Raw genomic sequence first — 20,805 nt, 5'->3', positions numbered from 1 at the left:
TGCCCCGGTGACGGCGTTCTCACGGTGGAGGTCATGACGACGTATGCACGATCGCGCTCAGTGCCATCGCAACCAGCTCAGGACGACTGTCCTGATCGCCGTCCTGTCCGGGCTGGCGCTGGTGCTCGGCCGGTCGCTGGGCGGGCGGACGGGCCTGGCCGCGGGGCTGCTGATCGCGCTCGCCATGAACGCCGCGGCGTTCTACCGCTGCGACCGGATGGCGTTGCGGTCGATGCGGGCCTACCCCGTGAGCGAGGCGGAGCATCCGGAGCTGTGCCGGCTGGTCCGCGAGCTCGCGATCACGATGCGGCTGCCGATCCCCGCCGTCTACGTCTCGCCGACGCAGACGCCGAACGCGTTCACCACCGGGCGCAACCCGCGCCGGTCCGCCGTGTGCGTCACCGAGGGGCTGCTGGACCTGCTGGACCCGCGGGAGCTGCGAGCCGTCCTCGGGCACGAGCTGGGGCACGTCGCCAACCGCGACATTCTCGTGTCGTCGGTCGCGGCGGCGCTGGCGAGCATGATCATGTACGCCGCGCAGTTCGCCTGGCTGGCCCCGACCGGGCGTACCCGCTCCGGTGACGGTGCCGAGGAGGCCGACGGCGGCCGCAACGGCGACGGCTCGGCGGTCACCGCGCTCGCGCTGCTCGTCCTCGGCCCGGTCGCGGCCTTGCTGTTGCAGGCGGCGGTGACGCGTTCCAGGGAGTACTCCGCGGACCAGGTGTCCGCGCGGATCACCGGCGACCCGCTGGCGCTGGCGGGCGCGCTGCGCAAGCTGGAGTCGGCGACCCGCCGGCATCCGCTGCCGGCGGCGCCGGAGCTGCGGAGCACGGCCGCGCTGATGATCGCCAACCCGTTCCACGAGAAGGGGTTCGTACGCGCCTTCTCCACCCACCCGTCGACGCAGGACCGGATCGCGCGGCTGGAGCATCTGGGCGGCGTGCGGCGCTGAGGCGGCGCACGGCGGGCGCCCCGGAATGCCGACGGCCGCCCCGCCCGGGACTCGGGGCAGGACGGCCGTGTCGACGTACGGTCGTACAGGTTAAGTGATCTTCATTGTCAGCGGTAGTTGATGAACTGGAGGGCGAAGTCGAGTTCCTTGCCCTTCAGCAGCGAGATGACCTCCTGGAGGTCGTCGCGCTTCTTGCTGGCGACGCGCAGCTCGTCGCCCTGGACCTGGACCTTGACCCCCTTGGGGCCCTCGTCGCGGACGATCTTGGCTACCTTCTTGGCGTTCTCCTGGGAGATGCCCTGCTCGAAGGTGCCTGTCAGGCGGTAGTCCTTGCCGGACTGCTTGGGGTCTTCGGTCTCGAGGCTGCGCAGCGATACGCCCCTTTTGACCAGCTTCTCCTTGAACACGTCGAGCACGGCCAGCGCCCGCTCCTCGGAGTTGGCGGTGATCTCCACGCCGAGCTCGCCCGACCATCGGATCCCGGCGCCGGTGTTCTTGAAGTCGAACCTCTGTGCGATCTCGCGGGACGTCTGGTTGAGCGCGTTGTCGGCCTCCTGACGATCGACCTTGCTCACGATGTCGAACGACGATTCGGCGGCCATCCGGGCTCCCTTCGTATGCGGCTGTCGGTGACGTACCGGCCGGGTGGCACGGGCGGGTAGCGTCTGCGCTATCCTCTCAACTCGCTGCTGAGAAGCAGCAAGCGGCAGGTTGCCCGAGCGGCCAAAGGGAGCGGTCTGTAAAACCGTCGGCTCAGCCTACACTGGTTCGAATCCAGTACCTGCCACACGAAGATGCGGCCCTTGACCTGCGCAAACAGGTCCGGGGCCGTTCTCGTTGATGTCCGGTGGTGTTCGGCTCGCGGCGGTTGTGGGCCAGTGTCTGCGGCCTGTTTGTGACCGCGTCCTGGATGACGTCGGGTCCAGCTTCCGGCTCCCGGGCGCTTCCGGCCCGGCGACGACGTGGAAACTCAAGACCTGTGAGCTGGTGGGCGTGGATCAGCCCGCAAGGACCGCCACAACCGACCTGACCGCCGTCCGCACCCATGTCGAAAGGCCAGGCGAAGCTGCTGGTCGGTGGGATGGGTCTGGTGACCGCAGCGGCCTGTCGCACTTGCTGGCGAAGGGCGCCGTTTCGTCGTCCGATGGAGACGCGACGTCCCGCGTACGCGAGGGCGAGGCCTACTACCGGTGTGCACGGGCCGGGTCGTCGCGCCACGCAGCAAACGTCCTCTGGCCTGTACGAACAGGGTTCGGGGTCGTTGAACTAGTAGTCCGCTCTCCCGGCCGTGGTCGATCCTGCGTTCCGGTCAGAAGCTACGATCATGCGCTTCACTCGAGTAGTAGACGTCAGCCGTCTCTCGATCGTGGCGGCTGTGCCCGCACCTGCAGCTCGCGATGGAACTGTGACGCTTGAGGCACATTGGGACGCAGCTCATGGCTCACGTGCCGAGGGCACACAGCCGCAAGGCTCCGAGGTACGAAGGGAATGAGTCGGAAGCGCATGTAACCGATCGCGGCAACGGATCGTTGTAAACCGGTAGGTTGCCAGAGGGGCGTATCACAGGCGGGAGGTCCAATGCGGATTCAAGGGATCGACGTGGCCGTCGTAGCGTTCAGCTCGGTAGTCACAGCCGCAGGCAGCCATGGCCAACGGAGCCTGCCGGAACGTTGGACCAAGGCGTCGAAGCAGCCCAAGCTGATGCTGCAGTACTCGTCCCGATGACGACCACTGCAGCGAGTATTGCTGACGGAGGCATAGGTGTCTGGTCACGGCAGCGGAGCTACAGGTGCCGGCACTGTCCACCTCAGCACCGTCTGGCGCAGCTACCGATCCCGTCCGACCGAGCCTTGCTTGCCCCTCCTCGGGTCCTGCGGCTTTCAGGGGCTCGGTCGTCGGATCCGACGTGGATCCAGCCCAGAGGATTCCGCGGCAAAGCCAGCCAACCCGGCTATATCGAGTGTGGTGAATTAATATGAGCACATCTGGCGGACTGCGGCTGATTGTAGTCCGGGGACTATTCGGTTTCCGGGACTACGAACTCAACATTGATCCCGAGTATCCAACCGTATTGACAGGCGCGAACGGCACCGGGAAGTCAACGCTGCTACAACTTGTAAATGCAGTCTCTACGGGCGACGTTCGAGTTTTAGCTGACGCGCCGGTTGACCGACTAGAACTACACTTCGAATCGAAGCCGACCTTCCGGCTTGTCCGGGACGCCAAGGGTTCAGTTCACCTGTCATGGGGAGACCACTCGTCAGACCTGAAACCTCTACCCTCATTCATTAAAGACATCCCTGAATGGATGCGGCGGGAAATACTCGAAGACGGAGAGTTCTCCGCCACTGCAATGCGACGGCTAAATTTGGCATTGGCGACCCGTAGTGACGTGTCGCCACGGCTAATACGAGACATCAGGCGGTACCTCGCGGGAGCTAAGTTTGAGCAGCCAGACTGGCTGGCAGGTATGGGCGAAGAATTTCCAGTATTGTTCGTCACAGATCAGAGACTAGTTGTTGACACCGAGAGGACAGCTGAATCACATGGTGCACAACGGAAAGCCGAACGTTCTTTCCGTCGTGCCGTAGAGGCTGCCAGCGACGAAATCGCGGACATGATTCGTCGGGTGGATACCGCCTATGCGCGGGTGTCCCAGCAGCAAGACCGCGCATTTCCCCGCAGAGTGATCACCGCAATGCGTAGTTCACGACGAGCCTCAGTAGACTACCTGCGACGACAGCTTCTTGAGGTGGACAGGAAGCGATTTGACCTTCGAGAGGTGGGCCTCCTAGATATTGATCAGCCGGAGGAATCCGAACTGGTTGAAGCGAGCTTGGAGGATCCAAATGTGCGACCAGTTATAGCGACGTTCTTGACATCCTCACTCAGGAAGTTCGAGGTCTTAGAAGGACTCTATGTACGGCTGCGTGCGTTCAAGGATTTCTTAGACGAAAGATTCACGCCGAAGAAGTTACTTATAGATCGCGGTGCCGGTCTGCGCTTCGAGCTTCCTAGTGGCGAGCCGATTAGCCCGTCCCAGTTGAGTTCAGGCGAACAGCAGATGATGGTCCTGGCCTATGAGATCTTGTTCCGGGCCGAAAAAGGCACACTTGTTCTCATTGATGAACCAGAGATATCGTTGCACGTCTTATGGCAGGATTCGCTTATCCAGGACTTAACAAACATGGGTAGAGCGAGTGACCTTCAGTTTTTGATGGCGACTCACTCGCCAGTCCTTCTAGCATCGCATCCCGAGACTGAGCGCTCTCTCGACTTGGACGCCAATGCTTTCCTTTCCTGATCCGAACGGCTTCCTCGGTTCTATCCGGATGCGTAGGACCGCATTAGCTCCGGATGTTCCTCTTTTGGTGGTCGAAGGGGTTACTGACCAACGAGCACTCAGGCCGCATCTCGCACCGAATACGCGAATCGTGCCGGCCAACGGAAAGACGGAGGTAGTTAGAGTCTTCGATGGACTCGGGCGAAGGCACCGGCAAGGCGTGTTATTTATAGTCGATTGTGATAATGAGATAGAGGATCGTCTGAAAGGTCATTCGGAGTTTGTCATTTCAGCGAATATGGATATTGACGCTGACTTAGTATTCGAGCTTAGCGCTCTCGACCGGGTTGCAACGGAGTGCCTCGCAGACCGGCTCCTGGATGGTGATGAATTGAGAGTCGCGACTAGTGAGCTTCTCATAGGCGCCACAGAGCTGAGTATCGGGGTTACTGTCGTGCAGCAAGCGGCGAGGCGGCGTCGGCTTCCTACGAAGGTAGTATCCGACATGGGCGGGCGTAGAGAGTTTCGCGTGCGTGACCTATCTGATGAGCTGTTAGACGAAATCGGGTCAGGCGATTCGTTCGTGAGGAAACTGGCCGCTGACATGGCTAATCTCATAGAATGGAGCGATCGTGAGCTTAGGCTGATCACTGCAGAGGCGGTGGATATGTACGGCAAACCTTGTGGACCCCACGGGATCGACCACTGCATCGAGTGTCATCGGCGATCGAGTTGCAGAGGTCATACCTTAGTTCAAGCTATCTCGGTGGTCCTTAAGAAGCGGCATAATGTTTCTATCGGCGTTCCAGTGCTGGAGAGTTTGCTCCGCACGGGAGCGGATCGTCGTCGCCTGGAGGGGTGGGAAGTTGCGCGACGCATACGGCGATGGGAGGATGTGAGTGGTTATAAGGTTTTGGCGGCCGAGTAGTCAGTTGAAGGTTTGACCAGCTTCCGTTAGTCGGCCCATACTCCACATGCGGCAGGCGAGGCAATCGATAGCCACGGGCAAAGACGTGACCCGTGCGACCGGATCCCCAGAGGTGGATTACTCCTCGTCGCGGAAGGCTTGCTCTATCCGTCTCTTGGCGATCTCGTCACGTCCGACGATGCAACGGACGTACACGCGTAGCAGTACGGCGACGCTGTGTCCGGCCCACTGAGCTACCTGGGCTGCGTCCACGCCGGCGTTGAGCCAGTTCGTGACGCAGGCGTGCCGGAGGTCGTAGGGGCGCCTGGCGAGGGGCGAGTCAGCTTCGCGTTCGGTCAGTGCGATCCGCCTTGCTTTGTGCCAGATCCGTCCGTAGACGCTGTCGGACAGGGGACGGTTGTAGTACCTGGCTCTGAAGAGTCGGCCGTCGGGTGCGACGCCGAACTCCTCCAGGTGCGCGTGGAGGAGTTGGACGAGGCGTGGGTGGCACGGGACTGGCCGCACCTCCTCGCGCGCTCTGTGCTTGAGCTGCCGGGGTTCCCTACGGGGTCAAGTCCATTGGCGTGGTGTAGCGGTCGTGTCGCGTGATCCTCTTGTTTATTAGGCGCTGAGGGCCTTGAGGTCGGTGTGGGTCACCTCCTCGGAGACGATGTCGTTGCGGGCTTTGGCGAGGAGGTCGAGGCCGAGGTAGCGGCGGCCTTCGATCCATTCGTCGTGTTGTTCGGCGAGGACGGCTCCGACGAGGCGGATGAGGGAGTTGCGGTCGGGGAAGATCCCGACGACGTCGGTGCGGCGGCGGATCTCGCGGTTCAACCGTTCTTGGGGATTGTTGGACCAGATCTGTCGCCACAGCTGCTTGGGAAACGTGGTGAACGCGAGCACGTCGGGCCGTGCGGCCTCGAGGTGGTCGGCGACCTTGGGCAGCTTGTCGCCCAAGGCGTCCAGGACGCGGTTGAACTGGTCGTGCACCGCGGCGGCGTCGGGCTGGTCATAGACCGAGTGCAGCAGGGTCCGCACCCACGGCCAGGACGCCTTCGGGGTCACAGCCATCAGGTTGGCGGCGTAGTGGGTGCGGCACCGCTGCCAGCCCGCGCCGGGCAGGGTCGCCCCGATCGCTGCGACCAGGCCGGCGTGGGCATCAGAGGTCACCAGCCCGACACCGGACAGGCCGCGGGCGACCAGCCCACGCAGGAATCCCAGCCAGCCCGCGCCGTCTTCGGCGGAGGTGACGTCGATGCCGAGGATCTCTCGGTGTCCGTCGGCGTTGACACCGGTCGCGACGAGGGCGTGCACCCCGACGACCCGGCCACCCTCACGGACCTTCAGCACCAGGGCGTCCATCGCGACGAACGTGTAGGGGCCGGCGTCCAAAGGGCCGGGTGCGGAACGCCTCCACCTGCTCGTCCAGCTCGCCGGCCATCACGCTGACCTGGGACTTGGACAGGCGGGTGATGCCGAGTTGTTCGACGAGTTTCTCCATCCGCCTCGTCGACACCCCGAGCAGGTAACAGGTCGCCACCACCGACGTCAGGGCCCGTTCGGCCCGGCGGCGCCGTTCCAGCAGCCAGTCCGGGAAGTACGAACCCGAGCGGAGCTTGGGGATCGCCACGTCGATCGTGCCGGTGCGGGTGTCGAAGTCACGGTGACGGTAGCCGTTGCGGGAGTTGGTGCGGTCCGGGCTCGGCTGACCGTAGGGGGCGCCGCAGATCGCATCAGCTTCCGCGCCCATCAGCGCGTCGATGAACGTGGACAACAACTCGCGCAGCAGGTCCGGCGACGCAGCAGCCAGCTGCTCGTGCAGGAGCCGGTCAGGGGTCATACTGGGCTTGGCGGTCATCGCGAAGGTCTCCTTGAGCTTGAGCGGGAACTCAGTTCGAAGGATCACGCGATGACCGCCCTACACGTCTACGACACGCCCATCAACAAGGCGCCTGCGGTACACCACTTTGATGGACGCCACTGTCGAACACCGCATGAACGACCGGCCGCGCAAGGTGCTGGGATGGCGGACACCAGCCGAGATCTTCAACAGCCTCTGACACCATGAAGAACGGTCAGCGTTGCGACGACCACTCGAATCCGCCCTAGAACCCGCCCGACGCCAGGGGGTCAGTTTTCACGTGTCGTCGACAGGAAGTAGAGCGGGTGGTGCCGCCGTCGGGAACATGTGGGTCGGTGGGCAGCAGATCTGGCTTGGTCCCGCGTTTGCCGGTAGGACCATCGGCATCTGGGTCGATGACAGGACTCTGCACGTCCTGGCGGACGGAGCCCAGGTGAAACCCTGCCGTCTCGACTGGGCAGCATCGAACTGGCTCGCCTGGCCTGCGCCGGAGCTTGTCCCGCCGGGCCACCGCCGCTTCCCACTCCTGCCGGCGCGGCAGTTGAGGTCGACCGGATCGTGAACGCGGCGGCTGGTCGGCCTATCCGGTGCCCAGGTCAACGTCGGGGCGCGGCTGGCCGGTCAGCGGGTCACGCTGCGGCTGGAAGGCACCCAGATGGCTGTCCTCAGGCACGACGGCAAAGCTGCGCATCTTGGCATGCCCTGTCCCGGCCAAGAACTGGCATCGTCTTCGTGGCGCCAGACGAGCGGGCGCCGTTCCCCTGTCCCATCCGGTCCGGTCACGGTCCAGCGCCGGGTCTCCCGCCGCGGCCAGACGGCGTATTCCGCTGAAGTGGCTGACCAGAACTGGCCACTGGTCTGTCCAGTCATTCCGAGAAGACACGGAACCGAAACGCCGGTCGTAGCGCACACTCACTCCTCCCTCGGGAGATTGGGCAGATCTGAGTGTGCGCTACGACGCCTGCCCTCTAGGTACCAAAGCCTGCGGCCCGTGTCAGTGGCGTCTTTTCCGATTGCCCCTTGCGGCGAGAGGCGGAGGTGTAGCCTCTCCAACTACTAGTGGCGCACAAGAGCTGCTGTGAAGGCTGAGGGCGACGATGAACCCTGTTGAGAAGGCACATGACAAGTCTCCACAGGTACTGTTGGTTACAGATCTTGACAATACCTTGTATGATTTTGGGCAATACTTTGAGGCCGGACTCAAGCGACTTATCCCGGTGCTCATGAGTTTGCTCGCTATCGATGAGAATGAAGCCCTACTTCAGGTGCGAGCTGCGCTTTCACGGACCAAGAATCTTGAGAACCCTTTTATCGTCGAGCATATGCCAATAACGGAATCATTGTCGAAGAATGAGGCTCGCGATCTTGCCAGAACTGCGAACATTGAATTTTGGGAAGGTGCCAAATCAGGCCTCTATGCGTATCCGGGAGTCGAGCCCACTCTACGCCACCTAAGGGCTATAGGAGTGCCGGTAGTTGCCCACACCGACGCTCCCATTCATCAAGCCATAAGGCGACTTCGGTTCCTTCAGTTGGACGGTTTCTTTCAGGGCATCGTCGCGACAAGCTGGTTCAGGAAGCGGCAGGGACCTTATCCCACCGCCCTTGTGGTCGCGTTGCCTGGTTTCAGGAGTCCACCGCGCCGATACAAAGTAACATGGCGCCTTAGCCCGACGGAAGCAAAGCCAAATCGTCAGGTTCTTAAGCGGATTGCCTCGACGATTGGTGGCCGAGAGACGCAGGTCCTAGTAGTGGGAGACAGTGTCACGCGGGATGTGCAGCCTGCAATCGAGAGTGGATTCATCGCAGCTTGGGCGCAGTACGGAATCCGCGACACGTCCAAGGAACCGCTACTTCAATCTGTTGTCCCGTCTCGGCTGTCAGATTTGCTGGTTCAGCCTGAGCTCCCGGACGGTTGTTCCGCCATAGATACGTTCGCGGACGTGGTCAACCTGATTCCTGGTCAACTCCCCCTACCCATTCTGATTTAAGATGAAGGCTCAACTCAATTACCTTAGACGTGCGCACGCTAATGGAAATCTGATTGTCTTCTGCGGGGCGGGCGTCGCATCTGCCGCAGCCAAGTTGCCGAGTTGGCCCGCATTATTAGACGGGGCGATGGACTACGTAAAAGCGAACTTGCCCTCAAAGGAGAATGTAGTGAGGCTGCGAGCCGCCAGAAAGCTGGGCTCTCAGGGAGACCTTCCCGGAGCTTTTCAGCTAATTCAAGAAAGTCTGGCAGAGTCATCGCTCCCCCTTTACGAGTCCGTACATTATGAAGGGTATCTGAGTGATGTATTCAGATCTCCGGCCCTTGCTTCTTCCGACCTTCTTGAGTCATTAAGAAATTTGAACCCGCGCCTCATAATAACCACGAATTATGATCTGCTGCTTGAGGAGTATGTCACTCAGAGTGGCGCGCCAGCGCCATCAGTTACATGGTTAAATCCCAGTCAGATAAAGTCGATGATCCGTATTGGGCGAGGGGTTGTACATCTGCACGGCCGCTATGACGTGCCGCGAAGCGTAGTACTGTCGACTTCGGACTACCAGCGAGTTGTTTCAGAACACGATGCGACCGAAATCGCCACCGCCATCTTTCACTCTGGAGTGCTTCTATTTGTAGGTGCGAGTTTGGAAGGAATGGGTGACCCCCATCTCTCAAAGCTCCTAGACTCCTTTGCCCGAATCAAGTCTGATTCAGATCTTGAAGAAAGCCCCCACATGGCGCTTCTCGCCGGCCGACCTGAAGGATCAGTAGTTGCACGACTGAGACGCCTTGGAGTTGACGCATGTACCTACGGAACGGCCTACGAGGAATTGCCTACTTTCATCCGATCAATAAGTGGGCCTGACGAGATAACTATTCGCGCTCGACCCGTTCGGAACACGATAGAGACCGTCTCCAGAGCCGGCAGCCTGGGAGAGGCAGTAGGTTCAGTAGGCGAATTCATAAAGTCTTCAATATTTCGCGGTCGCGATGTCCGAGTCACATATACTGAATTAACAGAGAACAGTGAAGGTGATCGTCAACTTGAATCACGCTACGTCTTCCCGGCGAATCCCACGAGAAACGTCTTTAACTACCCGCTGTCTATCGCGGCATGGGCACTGCTTGAAGGGCGAATCATCGAGTGGCCACGAGATGCCGAATCGCTTTGCAATCTAGGCTTGGTCGATCATCTGGGGCGGCTACGACGGGCTCGAGAATTATTAGATCGAGACTACACTCAGGCTTCGCCAGAAATCCAGCGGTACGTCGACCTGGTCCGTGTCCGCAAGGCCATGGATTCGAGAACCCTTACGCTAAAGGATTTTTTTCAAGATTGGGACAGTGCCCAACCGCGATCCAGATACGCTCAGTTCCTGAGCGTTCCTGTCCCTATCGTGGATTCCTTTGGCAATAGGGAGAAAATTTCGGAGTACGGAGTATTCAATATCGATAGCAACGAAGAGCTTCCTCTACTCGACGTGCGCTCGGAGGAGTCGCTCAAGCTGGCTTCGGCCATCGTAGCTACTTGTTATTCCGTCGGCGCCAAGTGGTAGCTGCTGTAAATCTAAACCCTGAGGAGGGCAAGGAAATGCCGGAGATGACGAAGATTGGTGCTGTAATTTTGACGCCGGATAAGACCAAGATTCTGGTGGTTCGTAAGCGGGGAAAGGAAACTTTTATCATTCCTGGAGGACGACCTGAGGGGCAAGAGACTGATCACGAGGCGCTGGCGCGAGAGATTCGGGAAGAGCTGTCTGTTGGTATGCATCTGAACGCCCAGCTCGGTCAATATGTAGAGCCAGCTGAGTTCGACGACGCGACGCTCACTATGCGTGTTTATGATGTGGATATGGTAGGTGAGCCAGTTCCCGATAACGAGATCGTAGAACTCCGATGGGTGGGAGCTGATTACGAGCGAGAGGGGGTCAAGTTGGGTTCCACCTTAACCAGACATGTGATTCCAGCGCTACTCGCTCGCGGTGACCTACGGTAGCTCGGCGCCATGAACACCGAATCTGCTTCTGATCCTCATGCCGTTGCTCTCCTCTTCTCTGGAGGTCGAGATTCTACCTTGGCTGCGGTACGGCTATGGCGAGGTGGACATCACGTCAAACTGATGGGTTTCGAAGGAGGATTTGGCTACGGTGCGTCTTTTCGCCAACTCCGCGTTCAGGAGGTTTCAGACTTGGTGCCCCCTGATAAGTATGCGTTTAAGACCTTAAAGATTCATGGCCTTGTGCGTCGAATTTGCCTTGTTGGACTTGTAGAAGACATCCTTGAGGATCGTTACCAACTTCTGCTGCTGGGCGAATTCTTGGCGATGATGGTCGCGACGATCAGGTTCTGCCATAATGAGGGTATTACCCGCATCGCCTCGGGTGCGACGGCTTACCAGGACTTCTACCCAGAACAAGGAGCCGTTTCAACTGCATTCATTCAGGATCTTTGCGCCAAGTATCAGATTCACTACGAGCGCCCTGTATCAGATTGCGTTGACAGTGAGGCCGTGAAAGAGGAACTGCTGATAGCGGGCTATTCTTCGAAGTCACTAGAGGGGAGCACTCTCCTCGCCGACATTTGCGATTCGGTTCCCGACACGTCCATTGCATCCTTCCTTACGCGAAAAGAAGCGGTGCTAAATTCGCTCATCGACGGGGACGGTCTGAATGATTATTGTAATCTCCGGCCTGACGGCGGCCGGTAAGACGACACACGGACGTATTCTAGCGGACGCTCTTCACGTTCCTTTCGTCGAGGCTTCGGAGGTCTTTAGGTCGCTTGCCGGAAACGCTTTGAACGGCGTTCGGTGGCTAGGTCGTTGGACGCCTGAGCTGGACACTTTGCGAGCAGCTACCGATCTAGATTCTCAGGTAGATGCGACGCTGATTCGCTCAATCGACAGGGCCTCGAGTGGTGTCTATGACGCCGCACTACTACCATGGTTAACCAATCGTCGTGATCTAGTCCGCATTTGGATGGAGTCCGATGAGCCAAGTCGGGTGCGCAAATGTGTGGTGTCGCATTTCGGCGACTGTCCTGAACTCACATTGGATTCTGCGCAGGCGATCGTCGCAGGGAAGGATAAGGTCACTCGTGAGAGACTTTTCTCGGTCGCTCGAAGGGTAATGAAACCCGATAGAGAGTTCTTTGACGCCGTGGTAGATAATTCGTCGTTGATACCTCAGGCGACGTCTGAGGCGGCACGCGCCGGTATTCTGCGTTTCTCGTTAGAACTTGAGAGGTTAGTCGATCACCTTCGAAATCCGGGGGCTGTGAGCCCTCCCGGCCCACCACTAGTCCCGTGGGTTCGTACGTGAGTTCGGCAGCCGACCATATCTGGAGAGCAACAAATTTGCCCGGTGAAGTTCAAATTGTTACGGCGATGAGACTGCATACGGGTTCATGGCCGACGCGGCGATAAACCGTGAAGGGCTTGCACAGCGGGTGAACGCGATGCACGAAGACGGCCTCCGTGTCTGCGGGATGTGTATACGCACGATCGCTGCCCAGGCTCCGACCTCAAAGCGGGCGAGCGTGGCTTGCGTCAGGACTTGGGTGCCGAAGGACCTCCAATATCGGGTCGGTCGACCGCGGGCCTCCGGTCGAAGCCCGAGGTGAAGGACGACACCATCGTCCAGCAGAGGGTTAGGCGGGAGTGTCGGCCGTAGATCAGTCTCTACCAGCTCGGAGTCGTCTTTGCTCGGCTGCTGCGACGTCTACGTCACACTCGGAATGACTCATCAGCGGCTCCTTCGGTACTTCCCATTCGACCTGCTCATCTTGCAGGGCGGTGCACGGCTAACGCCTGGTTCTGCGCGCCGGCGTCGTTGGCGTTGGACGCTTGGTTTGGCCATGGCCAGGCCTCCGCAGCTTGGGGAACACTTCTCGCCGATCCCGGTTGCCCTTGTCCCGCTGTGCTGGGTGTGGGAGGGCCCGGCCATCCTCGTGGCCGCACGGCCGTGCCGAGCGGTCTTCATCGTCCAGCTGTGGTTGTTCGCACGGTGCCAACTCAGTCCAACTCGCTTACCTTGTCGCGCGTACGGTGAGCAACGTGAGCAGATCGTGACCGCCGGGCTGGACGAGCCGATGCCCGAGTGATACGTCCGTGGTCAGAAGCGTCGGGGGTGGATCACCTTCCCGTCGACCTCGATTGAGGCACTCCACAACTAGCACCGCCGGATGCACCGTGCGGCCGGGGTTACCAGCCAGGTCGGATCCGGCGGTTGGGCCTCGTTGGCGACCGGCAAGCGCCGGTAGGCACACGGAACCGGCAGCGCAGCCCGGTCCAACCTGCTGCGACGGTGCCCGGTACACGACGGGGACTGGCGACGCGCGGTGTGATCTTCTGCGGCCTACTTGTGGCGGCGTCGGTCGCCAACCGGTAACGCTGTAGGTCAGCGCCCGGTTGGGAGCTTCCTGTAAAAACATTGATTGAATTCTCGGTCCCGGCGACCGCATCGGGATGCCAGTTGCTGAGCTGCGAGTAATGGGCCGCCATTCGACGAGTAAGGTTCGAGCTTTGGGAAATCGGCGGCCGACTGGAAGGTGACGATCGTTGAGGTGGTTGGATGCGTTGAGCGAAGATGTTGGTGTCGAATCCAGGGTATTTGCTTGTGTTCCAAGTGGTCAGCCTGTCTCGGCCGATTTCTCGGTCGCTCGCCCTGCTCGCGTCTCGCCTGCCCCGCCGGCGGTAACCGCAGCGGCCCGCACCGATCGGTGCGGGCCGCTGCTTCAACCAGATCCGTTACGTTGCTTCACATCGGCGCTTCCCAGAGGTCAGACCGTATTTTGGGGCCCCCGTGGCGACACGTAGCGCAGGTAGCGGTGTGGATCAGGGCCGGCCTGGGTTGCTGAGTGCGGCGCCGAAGGCTGCGTCTGGTTCGAGAGGCCTATCGCTACAGAATGCAGTAGTCGTCGCCCACATGACTGCGATCTACAGCGCGCGGCAGGCCCCTCAGGTCGCCGCCACGGGCATCAGGCGTCGACGAGGGGATCGACACTGACCGCGCCGGCGCCTTCCGAACCGGGGCTGGCGATCCGCGCGATGGGCGTTCCCTCGTCCGGCCGCAGGGTCCGGCGTACGTCGATGTCGACGTCCATCGTCACGGTCACGTGCAGAGTCCGGACACCGTTGGCGGCGGGAGCGTCGCTCATGTCCTTCAGGTTCAGGGCCTTGGCCCCCATGGTGGTCTGGTAGTCACCCTCGACCGTGGTGACCGAAGCGCAGGAGACGATGCGGTCGTTCTCCAGGCTGAGTACGGCGATCAGCAGGTCGCGGGCCCGCGCGAGCGGGGCCTGCAGGCCGGACAGTTCCAGCGTCACTTCGTCGCGCCCGCCCATCGTCGTCGCCACGCCGGTGGCCCCGTAGCTGACCTGGAGGTGGGTGACGACGTCGAAGGTCCGGTAGCGCCGCGGGCTGAGCGTGAAGGAGCGACCCGCCTGGGAACCACCGTCCCACATCACCTCGTCCGGATGCAGAACGGTGACCACCGCCTCGTTGCTGAGCAGGCGGACCGTGCGTGGACCGGTGCCGGCCGTCCCCTCGAGCTCGTAGGGGCCGGCGGGATCGTCGGCGTCCAGGGGCAGCACCTCGGTGCGAGACTGCCGATGGGGACCGGCCTCGTGGTGGCGCGGCCTGGTCAGGAACGTCAGGGACTCGGTGGCCGTGCGGATGTCGACGGCCGGAGGTGTCCCGCCGAAGAGGTCGGGCGACACACTGCCGAGAAGTGTGCGCAGAACCGTGATGAGGTCGCCGGTGGGCAACTGTTGCGCCATCCCATCTCCCTCTGATGGCGGACCGGCGGATGCCCGAAAGTGTGGCCGAGTGACCATCTCGAATCCCGCCGGTTCCTCGTTGCCGCGAGTGTAATCTGAGCACACCTTGCTGGAGATCATTTTCGTGGGCAAGGCCACTTGGGGGGCGGAGGCTTCGTCATGTCCGGAGACCTGCAACGCTCGGCCGTGGGTGTTCCTCACGACATTCCCGCGCCTGTGTCTCGGAACGCGCTGTTGATACTCGATCCGCCTGAGGTGGACGAGTTCGACATCGACGTACGGTTCGGTGAGGTCACCGGCGGTCGGGTTCTGCCGGGTCCGTTCCTGCCGCTTGACGCCCAGACGGACGGGGCGGGTTGTCTTCCCACTGGTGGCAAGGGAGCCGGCGGCACCTGCAACACCGCTGACAACACCTGCCAGGGAACCTGTGCGGGCCTCAACACCTGCCCGCAGACACAGTGCGGCAACACCTGCGCGGTGACTTGTGGCAACACCTGCGCGGCCACGTGTCGAGACACGTGCGTCAACACCTGCGCTGACACCTGTGAGGACACCTGCGGTGTGTGCGCGACCTTTGCGCAGACCCACTGTTTCACCTGCCGGTCGGGCTGCAGGGAACCTCTTTGAGCGTCCATGAGCCGGTCGCGGCGCTTGGACCGGTTGGCGGTTCGGTGGCCGTGGAGGTGGCCGGCACGATCGCGTCCCGGCTGGCCCACCTTCCCACGCTGGAACGTGCCGTGGCCGCGATGGTGGAGCAGTCCAGCTTTCCGCCCTCGGTGGGATGGCGGCCCACGTCGGTCGCGGCGGGACTCCCCGGCATGGCCGTCGTGTTCGCCGCCTTCGACGTTCACGAACCCGAAGCGGGCTGGGACCGCCTTGGCCACCGCGCGCTGAGCCAGGCGGTGGCGGCGATGCCCGAAAGGGCGGAACCAGGTGCCTCGCTGTTTGCCGGTTGGGCCGGCGTTGGTTTCGCGGCGACGAGCCTCGCACGAGGACGAGGGCGGTATACCCGCCTTCTGCACACGGTCGACACGAAACTCCAAGCCCGGACGCGCAACGCGATCCGGCGGTTGGACGCAGCTCACGGCTGTGGAGTCAGCGAGTTCGACGTCATCAGCGGCCTCGCCGGGGTGGGCGCGTACCTGCTACGCCGTCGCGAGAGCGCCGAGAGCGCCGACCTGTTGGGCGAAGTTCTTCGCTGCCTGAGCGAACTCCTCGCCGACGAGGGCGAACCGCGTCGCTGGCACACCCCCGCCGACCTCGTCGGGCACGCGATGACCGGGGCCTACCCGGACGGCAACCACAACTGCGGTCTTGCCCACGGGGTGACGGGACCGCTTGCCCTGTTGGCGATTGCGCTGCGGGAGGGTCTGAAGGTGGAGCGGGCCGAGCAGGCGGTCGACGTGGCCGCGGAGTGGCTGGCCGACCATGCGATGGCCGACGGGTGGGGCCCGAACTGGCCGAACGCCGTGCCGCTGCCACCTCGGCCCGGGAGCCGGCCGGACGGGACCGGACTCGCGCACGGTCGAGCGACCTGGTGCTATGGCGCCCCGGGGATCGCCCGCGCGTTGTGGCTGGCCGGTACCGCCCTGGACGCCGACCGCTACCGGCACCTCGCCGTGGAGGCGATGCTGGCCGTGTTGGCGCGGCCTGCGGCCCAGCGCGGGATCACCAGCCCGACGTTCTGCCACGGGACGGCTGGGCTGGCCCACATCACCCGACGGTTCGCGGTCGACACCGGGCGTTCGGAGTTCGCGGCCGGGGCCGAGGAACTGGTGCGGGAGCTGCTGGCGGCGTACGAACCTGACAGCGTGCTGGGTTACCGCAACGTCGAGCCTGGCGATGTCCGGGTCGACAATCCTGGCCTGCTGGACGGGGCGCCGGGTGTGGCACTGGCGCTGCTGGCCGCCGGAACCGACGACGAGCCGGCCTGGGACCGGCTCTTCCTGCTCTCCTGAGGCAGATCGCGAGCTCATGTCGTCCAGTCCGCCGACACGCATCCACTTGTCGTACGAGCCGTTCGACTGGTTCGTCGTCCGCGCCCCGTTGTTGCCCATCGACTCCTACGAACGGTTGGCCGGTGATACGGCGGGCGGCGCCGCGTCGTCGGTGGCGGATCCGCTGGTTCGCCGGGCTCTCGACGTGGCCAGCCCTGACCTCCTGCGCGCACTGGAGTCCGGTGCGGGTGGGCGATCGACGCCGGCGGCGCGTTCGGCCCTGTTGCGGTACCTGATCCGGATGTCGACCCGCCCGACTCCGTACGGACTGTTCGCGGGTGTGGGCGTCGGCGGCTGGGGCGATCAGACCACCCTGGCGCTCGGTCCCACCGCGAGGCCCACCCGGACCCGACCGGACATGGGATGGTTGACGCGGTGGATGCTTGCGCTCGAGTCCGATCCAGAAGTACGCCGCCGGCTGCGGCTCGCCGCCAACACCTGCGCCTTCGAACGCAACGGGCGCTTGCACCTGAGCGACCGCTCGACCGGTGGCAGGGCGGGCCTGCCTGATGTGTCGGTACGCGCCACCCCAGTGGTCCGCCGGGTGCTGTCGCTCGCACGGAACGCGGTGCCCTACGACGAACTGGTCGAGCGGGTCCTCGCAGGCACACCGGGAGCGACCGCGCAGACCGAGGCGAAGGTGCACGGGCTGCTCGCGGAGCTGCTGCGCCAAGACCTGCTGCTGTCGGACCTGCGGCCACCGTTGACCGGTGACCCCCTGCGGCATGTCGTCACCCGGCTGACCGCGATGCCGGCCCACGGGGCCGCCGGGGCCGAGCTGGCAGGTCTGGTCGCCGACGCCGCAGCGATCGACGCGGCCCCTGTCGGCACGAACGCCGACCCGACCGGCACGCTGGCCTCCCTGCGGGAACGGTTGCGGTCCCTGCACGACGATCCGGGTGACCAGGAGCTGCTGCAGGTCGACTCCGCGCTCGCGTTGGCCGGTCGTGAGGTGTCCCGTGCGGTGGCCGAGGAGGCGGCGCGGGCGGCCGAGCTGTTGCTGCGGATGCACCCGCGACCGGCCGGTCCCGGTTACCTCGCGAACTACCGCGCCGCCTTCCTCGCCCGGTACGGGCACGACCGCCGGGTCCCGTTGCTGGAGCTGCTCGACCCACGGTTCGGGTTGGGCCCCCCGACGTCGGGCTACTCCTACGCCCACAACGCTGCACACGACCCCGGTCCGCAGCGGAGCCAGCTGCTGATGGAGCTCGCGACGACCGCGCTGCGGACCGGATCGGTCGAGGTCGTCCTCGACGACGCGGACGTCGACACGCTGTCCACCTGGTCACCGGACCAGAAGCGGCTTCCGGCGTCGCTGGAGCTGAGTACGTTCGTCGTCGCACCGTCGGTCGCGGCACTGGACCGCGGCGAGTTCTGGCTGGTGGTGGGACCGAACCTCGGTGGCCAGGCCGCCGGCCGCGGGCTGGGCCGGTTCGCGGACCTGCTCGGTCCGGATGCGACGCGTAGGCTGACCGAGGTTGCCCGGGCCGAGGAAGCCGCCGACGGTGGGGTGACCGCCGAGCTGGTCTATCTGCCGGCGCGGCACCGTTCGGCGAATGTCGCGGTCCGCCCGCGGGTGCGCCACTTCGAGATCCCGGTGGGTGTCGCGCCCGGTGTGGAGGCGGACCGGGTGATCCGGCCGGACGAGCTGGAGGTGATGGTCCGCGACGGCCGGCTCGCCGTGTGGTGGCCCGCCGGTGACACCGAGGTGCACGTGTCCGCCGGACACATGCTCAACGCCTCCGCCGCGCCGGAGGTGTGCCGGTTCCTCCACGACGTCGGCGACGACGCGACGACGGGACTCATGCCGTTCGACTGGGGGCCGGCCGGTGGCCTGCCGTTCCTGCCCCGGGTGCGGTCCGGGCGGGTGGTGCTGCGGCCCGCGGAGTGGCGGCTGCCGCGCCGACGGGCCACCGAGGCGCTGCGGGTGGAGGACACGGCCGCGTTCACCGTGGCCCTGAAGCGGTGGCGGGAGGAGTGGCTGGTCCCGCGTCACGTCTACCTCACGGCCGCTGACAACCGGCTGTTGCTGGACCTGGACGACCCGGCGCAGGCGGACCAGATCCGGGAGGAACTACGCCGTCCGCGTGGGTCGGACCTGGTAGTGCAGGAGGCGCTGCCGGGACCGGGCACCGCCTGGTTGCCGGGTCCGGGTGGCAGTTACGCCAGTGAACTCGTCGTTCCACTGCGCCGCCGACCCCAGGCCCGCCCGGCAGCGAAGGCGACGACCCGCGACCCGTTGCCGACGCGGGCCGACGAGACGCACCGGCTGCGCCCGCCGGGCACCGACTGGCTCTACCTCACGTTGTACGGTCCGGCCGCCGGGGAGGACGCCCTGATCGCCGGGCAGGTACGCGACTTCGCGGGAGGCCTGGTCGCCGACGGTGCCGCGGACGGCTGGTTCTTCCTGCGCTACGCCGACTCCGGCCGGCACCTGCGGCTGCGTCTGCACGGGTCGCCGGAGGCCTTGACCACGCAGGTGCTTCCGCGGGTGACGACGTGGGCGGCCGGGCTGGTCGCCTCGGGACTGCTCACCCGGATCGGCCTGGAGGTCTACGAGCGTGAGCTGGAACGCTACGGCGGCCCGCAGGCGATGGAAGTCGCCGAGCGGGTGTTCGCCGTCGACAGCGCGGCGACCGCGGACCTGCTCGCGCTGACCGCGGGCCGGGACACCTCCGTGGATCCGGTCGAGCTGGCCGCGCTGAGCTTCGACACGCTGCTGCACGGGCTCGGTATGGACGAGTCCACGCGGGCCGCGTGGTACGCCGAGAACCCTGCCCCGCCACGGGAGTCCGGTGCCGCCTACCGCGAACGCAAGGACAGGTTGCGGGCACTGCTCGGTGGCGTACCCGAGGTGCTCGGACCTGTCGACGCGCCGGTCCGTGCGGTGCTGGACCGGCGGGCCGAAGAGCTGCGGCCCCTGGGTGCCCGCCTGGAGGGGCTGCACCGGGAGGGTCGAAGCACCCTCCCGGTGAGTGCCCTGGCGCACAGTTTCGTGCACCTTTCCGGCAACCGCCTCGGCATCACGCCCGGCACGGAACGTCTCGTCCTCGGTCTGCTCCGCCGGACCCTTGCCTCGTTGGCGAAGGCCCCGCTACGCGGCGCTGGCCGGTGAGGCGGCCGAGACCGCGCTCTCCAGGGCGTCGACGCGCTGACGGAGCCGTTCGTTGTCGGCTTTGAGTTCCTTGACGGCCTCGATCAGGACGGCGGTCAGCCCGGAGTAGTCGACGGTCAGGTGCTGGTCCTCCCCCATGGGTGAGACAAGCTCTGGGAAGACCTCGGCGACCTCCTGCGCCACGACCCCCAGTTGCGGACCGGCTGGTGCGGTGGCCGCGGGGCTGGTCGCCGGCTGGTCGCCACGCCAGCGGAACGACACCCCACGCAGCCGGGAGATGCGTTCGAGGGCGTCGGCGATGACCACGATGCCGGTCTTCAGCCGCCGGTCGGACAGGTTGCAGAACGAGGTCGCGCAGGACATGCCGTTGACCTCGAGCCGGTCCCACACCGACACCTTGCGGGTCGAGCCGTCGCCGGCGCGGTTGCCCAGGAGCATCAGCGTCTTGTACTGGCCGGTGTCGTTGCAGATCTCGGCGTTGGTCGCGCTGGAGAAGTTGCTGTAGGCGGAGGTGAAGCGGACCGGGTTGGCTCCGATCCGCGCGTTGCCCTTGACCTCCAGGTTGTCCTGCGGCGCGCCGGTTCCCGCACCGACCCGGACGTCGCCGAACGTCGCGGCTCCGGTGAAGGAGGAGGTGCCCGCCACCGACATCGGTCCGGCGACGGTGACACTCGCGCGCAGGTTCGTCGTGCTCGTGACGTCCAGGCTGCCGCCCACGGTGGCGGTGCCGGACAGGGTGGTGTTGCCGGTGACGTTGAGGGTCTGGCTGACCGACAGGGGCCCGGAGACCGGGCCGCCGGTCTTGTCCAGCTTCGCGGTGTCGAGGCGTTGGATCTCCTGGACCAGCTCGTTCCAGTCGGCGGAGCGGATCGGGTTGCCCGCGGCCTTGGGGAACGGGGGCTTCGGTACGTACGCCACTGGA

At 64.0% G+C, this 20,805-nt stretch carries 13 protein-coding genes, 1 tRNA gene and 1 pseudogene; 10 read left to right on the top strand and 5 right to left on the bottom strand.

From position 1 onward, the window contains the following. Positions 1 to 43 precede the first annotated feature (43 nt). Positions 44 to 952, top strand: coding sequence for a M48 family metalloprotease (locus FHR37_RS21190; protein ID WP_092882422.1), 909 nt, complete (start codon positions 44 to 46; stop codon positions 950 to 952). A gap of 107 nt (positions 953 to 1,059) precedes the next feature. Here the strand turns inward: FHR37_RS21190 and FHR37_RS21185 are convergent, their stop codons facing one another. Beyond that, on the bottom strand, positions 1,060 to 1,554 hold the full coding sequence (locus tag FHR37_RS21185; RefSeq protein ID WP_092882423.1) for a YajQ family cyclic di-GMP-binding protein: 495 nt from the start codon (positions 1,552 to 1,554) through the stop codon (positions 1,060 to 1,062). A 103-nt stretch (positions 1,555 to 1,657) separates the two neighbouring features. On the opposite strand from FHR37_RS21185, the gene FHR37_RS21180 reads away from it, so the two are divergent. The 3 genes from FHR37_RS21180 (at position 1,658) to FHR37_RS31895 (ending at position 5,163) form a co-directional block, all read left to right on the top strand. Continuing rightward, positions 1,658 to 1,739: transfer RNA gene (locus FHR37_RS21180), tRNA-Tyr, on the top strand. A gap of 1,188 nt (positions 1,740 to 2,927) precedes the next feature. After that, positions 2,928 to 4,256: an AAA family ATPase gene (locus FHR37_RS21175; RefSeq protein WP_092882424.1), complete on the top strand. Its 1,329-nt coding sequence runs from the start codon at positions 2,928 to 2,930 to the stop codon at positions 4,254 to 4,256. A gap of 130 nt (positions 4,257 to 4,386) precedes the next feature. Beyond that, the gene (locus FHR37_RS31895; protein ID WP_238344805.1) at positions 4,387 to 5,163 is read left to right on the top strand and encodes a hypothetical protein; all 777 of its coding nucleotides are present in this window, start codon (positions 4,387 to 4,389) and stop codon (positions 5,161 to 5,163) included. Between the two features lie 117 nt (positions 5,164 to 5,280). Here the strand turns inward: FHR37_RS31895 and FHR37_RS21170 are convergent, their stop codons facing one another. Together FHR37_RS21170 and FHR37_RS21165 are read right to left on the bottom strand one after the other, a co-directional pair. After that, a complete protein-coding gene (locus tag FHR37_RS21170; protein ID WP_092882425.1) occupies positions 5,281 to 5,667 on the bottom strand; it encodes a site-specific integrase in 387 nt (128 codons plus the stop codon). Between the two features lie 96 nt (positions 5,668 to 5,763). Beyond that, positions 5,764 to 7,000: pseudogene (locus tag FHR37_RS21165) on the bottom strand (IS256 family transposase). A 1,100-nt stretch (positions 7,001 to 8,100) separates the two neighbouring features. Here FHR37_RS21165 and FHR37_RS21160 point away from each other — a divergent pair. From FHR37_RS21160 to FHR37_RS21145, 4 genes are read left to right on the top strand one after another with little or no spacing between them, the layout of a single operon-like run. Then, positions 8,101 to 8,994 carry an HAD family hydrolase gene (locus tag FHR37_RS21160; RefSeq protein WP_139239267.1) on the top strand — a complete coding sequence of 298 codons (894 nt, stop codon included), beginning with the start codon at positions 8,101 to 8,103 and terminating at the stop codon, positions 8,992 to 8,994. A gap of 1 nt (position 8,995) precedes the next feature. After that, positions 8,996 to 10,549 (top strand): SIR2 family protein, encoded by a 1,554-nt coding sequence (locus FHR37_RS21155; protein ID WP_092890560.1) that lies wholly within the window; start codon positions 8,996 to 8,998, stop codon positions 10,547 to 10,549. Positions 10,550 to 10,584: 35 nt separating this feature from the next. Further along, entirely contained in the window at positions 10,585 to 10,989 is a 405-nt protein-coding gene (locus tag FHR37_RS21150) for an NUDIX hydrolase (protein WP_092890554.1), read from the top strand. Between the two features lie 9 nt (positions 10,990 to 10,998). Then, the gene (locus FHR37_RS21145) at positions 10,999 to 11,700 is read left to right on the top strand and encodes a hypothetical protein (protein ID WP_139239266.1); all 702 of its coding nucleotides are present in this window, start codon (positions 10,999 to 11,001) and stop codon (positions 11,698 to 11,700) included. 2,270 nt (positions 11,701 to 13,970) lie between these two features. Here FHR37_RS21145 and FHR37_RS21140 read toward each other — a convergent pair. Next, positions 13,971 to 14,771 (bottom strand): hypothetical protein, encoded by an 801-nt coding sequence (locus tag FHR37_RS21140; protein WP_092890548.1) that lies wholly within the window; start codon positions 14,769 to 14,771, stop codon positions 13,971 to 13,973. Positions 14,772 to 15,394: 623 nt separating this feature from the next. Between FHR37_RS21140 and FHR37_RS21135 the strand changes: the two genes are divergently transcribed. Both FHR37_RS21135 and FHR37_RS21130 read left to right on the top strand, forming a co-directional pair. Next, positions 15,395 to 16,729, top strand: coding sequence for a lanthionine synthetase C family protein (locus FHR37_RS21135; RefSeq protein WP_139239265.1), 1,335 nt, complete (start codon positions 15,395 to 15,397; stop codon positions 16,727 to 16,729). A gap of 46 nt (positions 16,730 to 16,775) precedes the next feature. Further along, the gene (locus FHR37_RS21130; RefSeq protein WP_179771017.1) at positions 16,776 to 19,883 is read left to right on the top strand and encodes a lantibiotic dehydratase; all 3,108 of its coding nucleotides are present in this window, start codon (positions 16,776 to 16,778) and stop codon (positions 19,881 to 19,883) included. Here FHR37_RS21130 and FHR37_RS33235 read toward each other — a convergent pair. After that, positions 19,863 to 20,801, bottom strand: coding sequence for a tail fiber domain-containing protein (locus FHR37_RS33235; protein WP_092890539.1), 939 nt, complete (start codon positions 20,799 to 20,801; stop codon positions 19,863 to 19,865). The two genes, FHR37_RS21130 and FHR37_RS33235, sit on opposite strands and share 21 nt — an antisense overlap. Positions 20,802 to 20,805: the final 4 nt, after the last annotated feature.

Source organism: Actinopolymorpha cephalotaxi, assembly GCF_013408535.1.
Classification (GTDB): Bacteria; Actinomycetota; Actinomycetes; order Propionibacteriales; family Actinopolymorphaceae; genus Actinopolymorpha; species Actinopolymorpha cephalotaxi.
Note: the sequence above shows the minus strand (reverse complement) of the source record. Positions and strands in the feature narration are given on the sequence as shown.

Coding starts and splice junctions, on each gene's coding strand:
- FHR37_RS21145 (WP_139239266.1), top strand. CDS start 10,999: ATGAACACCGAATCTGCTTCTGATCCTCATGCCGTTGCTCTCCTCTTC.
- FHR37_RS21140 (WP_092890548.1), bottom strand. CDS start 14,771: ATGGCGCAACAGTTGCCCACCGGCGACCTCATCACGGTTCTGCGCACA.
- FHR37_RS21160 (WP_139239267.1), top strand. CDS start 8,101: ATGAACCCTGTTGAGAAGGCACATGACAAGTCTCCACAGGTACTGTTG.
- FHR37_RS21190 (WP_092882422.1), top strand. CDS start 44: ATGCACGATCGCGCTCAGTGCCATCGCAACCAGCTCAGGACGACTGTC.
- FHR37_RS21150 (WP_092890554.1), top strand. CDS start 10,585: ATGCCGGAGATGACGAAGATTGGTGCTGTAATTTTGACGCCGGATAAG.
- FHR37_RS21175 (WP_092882424.1), top strand. CDS start 2,928: ATGAGCACATCTGGCGGACTGCGGCTGATTGTAGTCCGGGGACTATTC.
- FHR37_RS21185 (WP_092882423.1), bottom strand. CDS start 1,554: ATGGCCGCCGAATCGTCGTTCGACATCGTGAGCAAGGTCGATCGTCAG.
- FHR37_RS21155 (WP_092890560.1), top strand. CDS start 8,996: ATGAAGGCTCAACTCAATTACCTTAGACGTGCGCACGCTAATGGAAAT.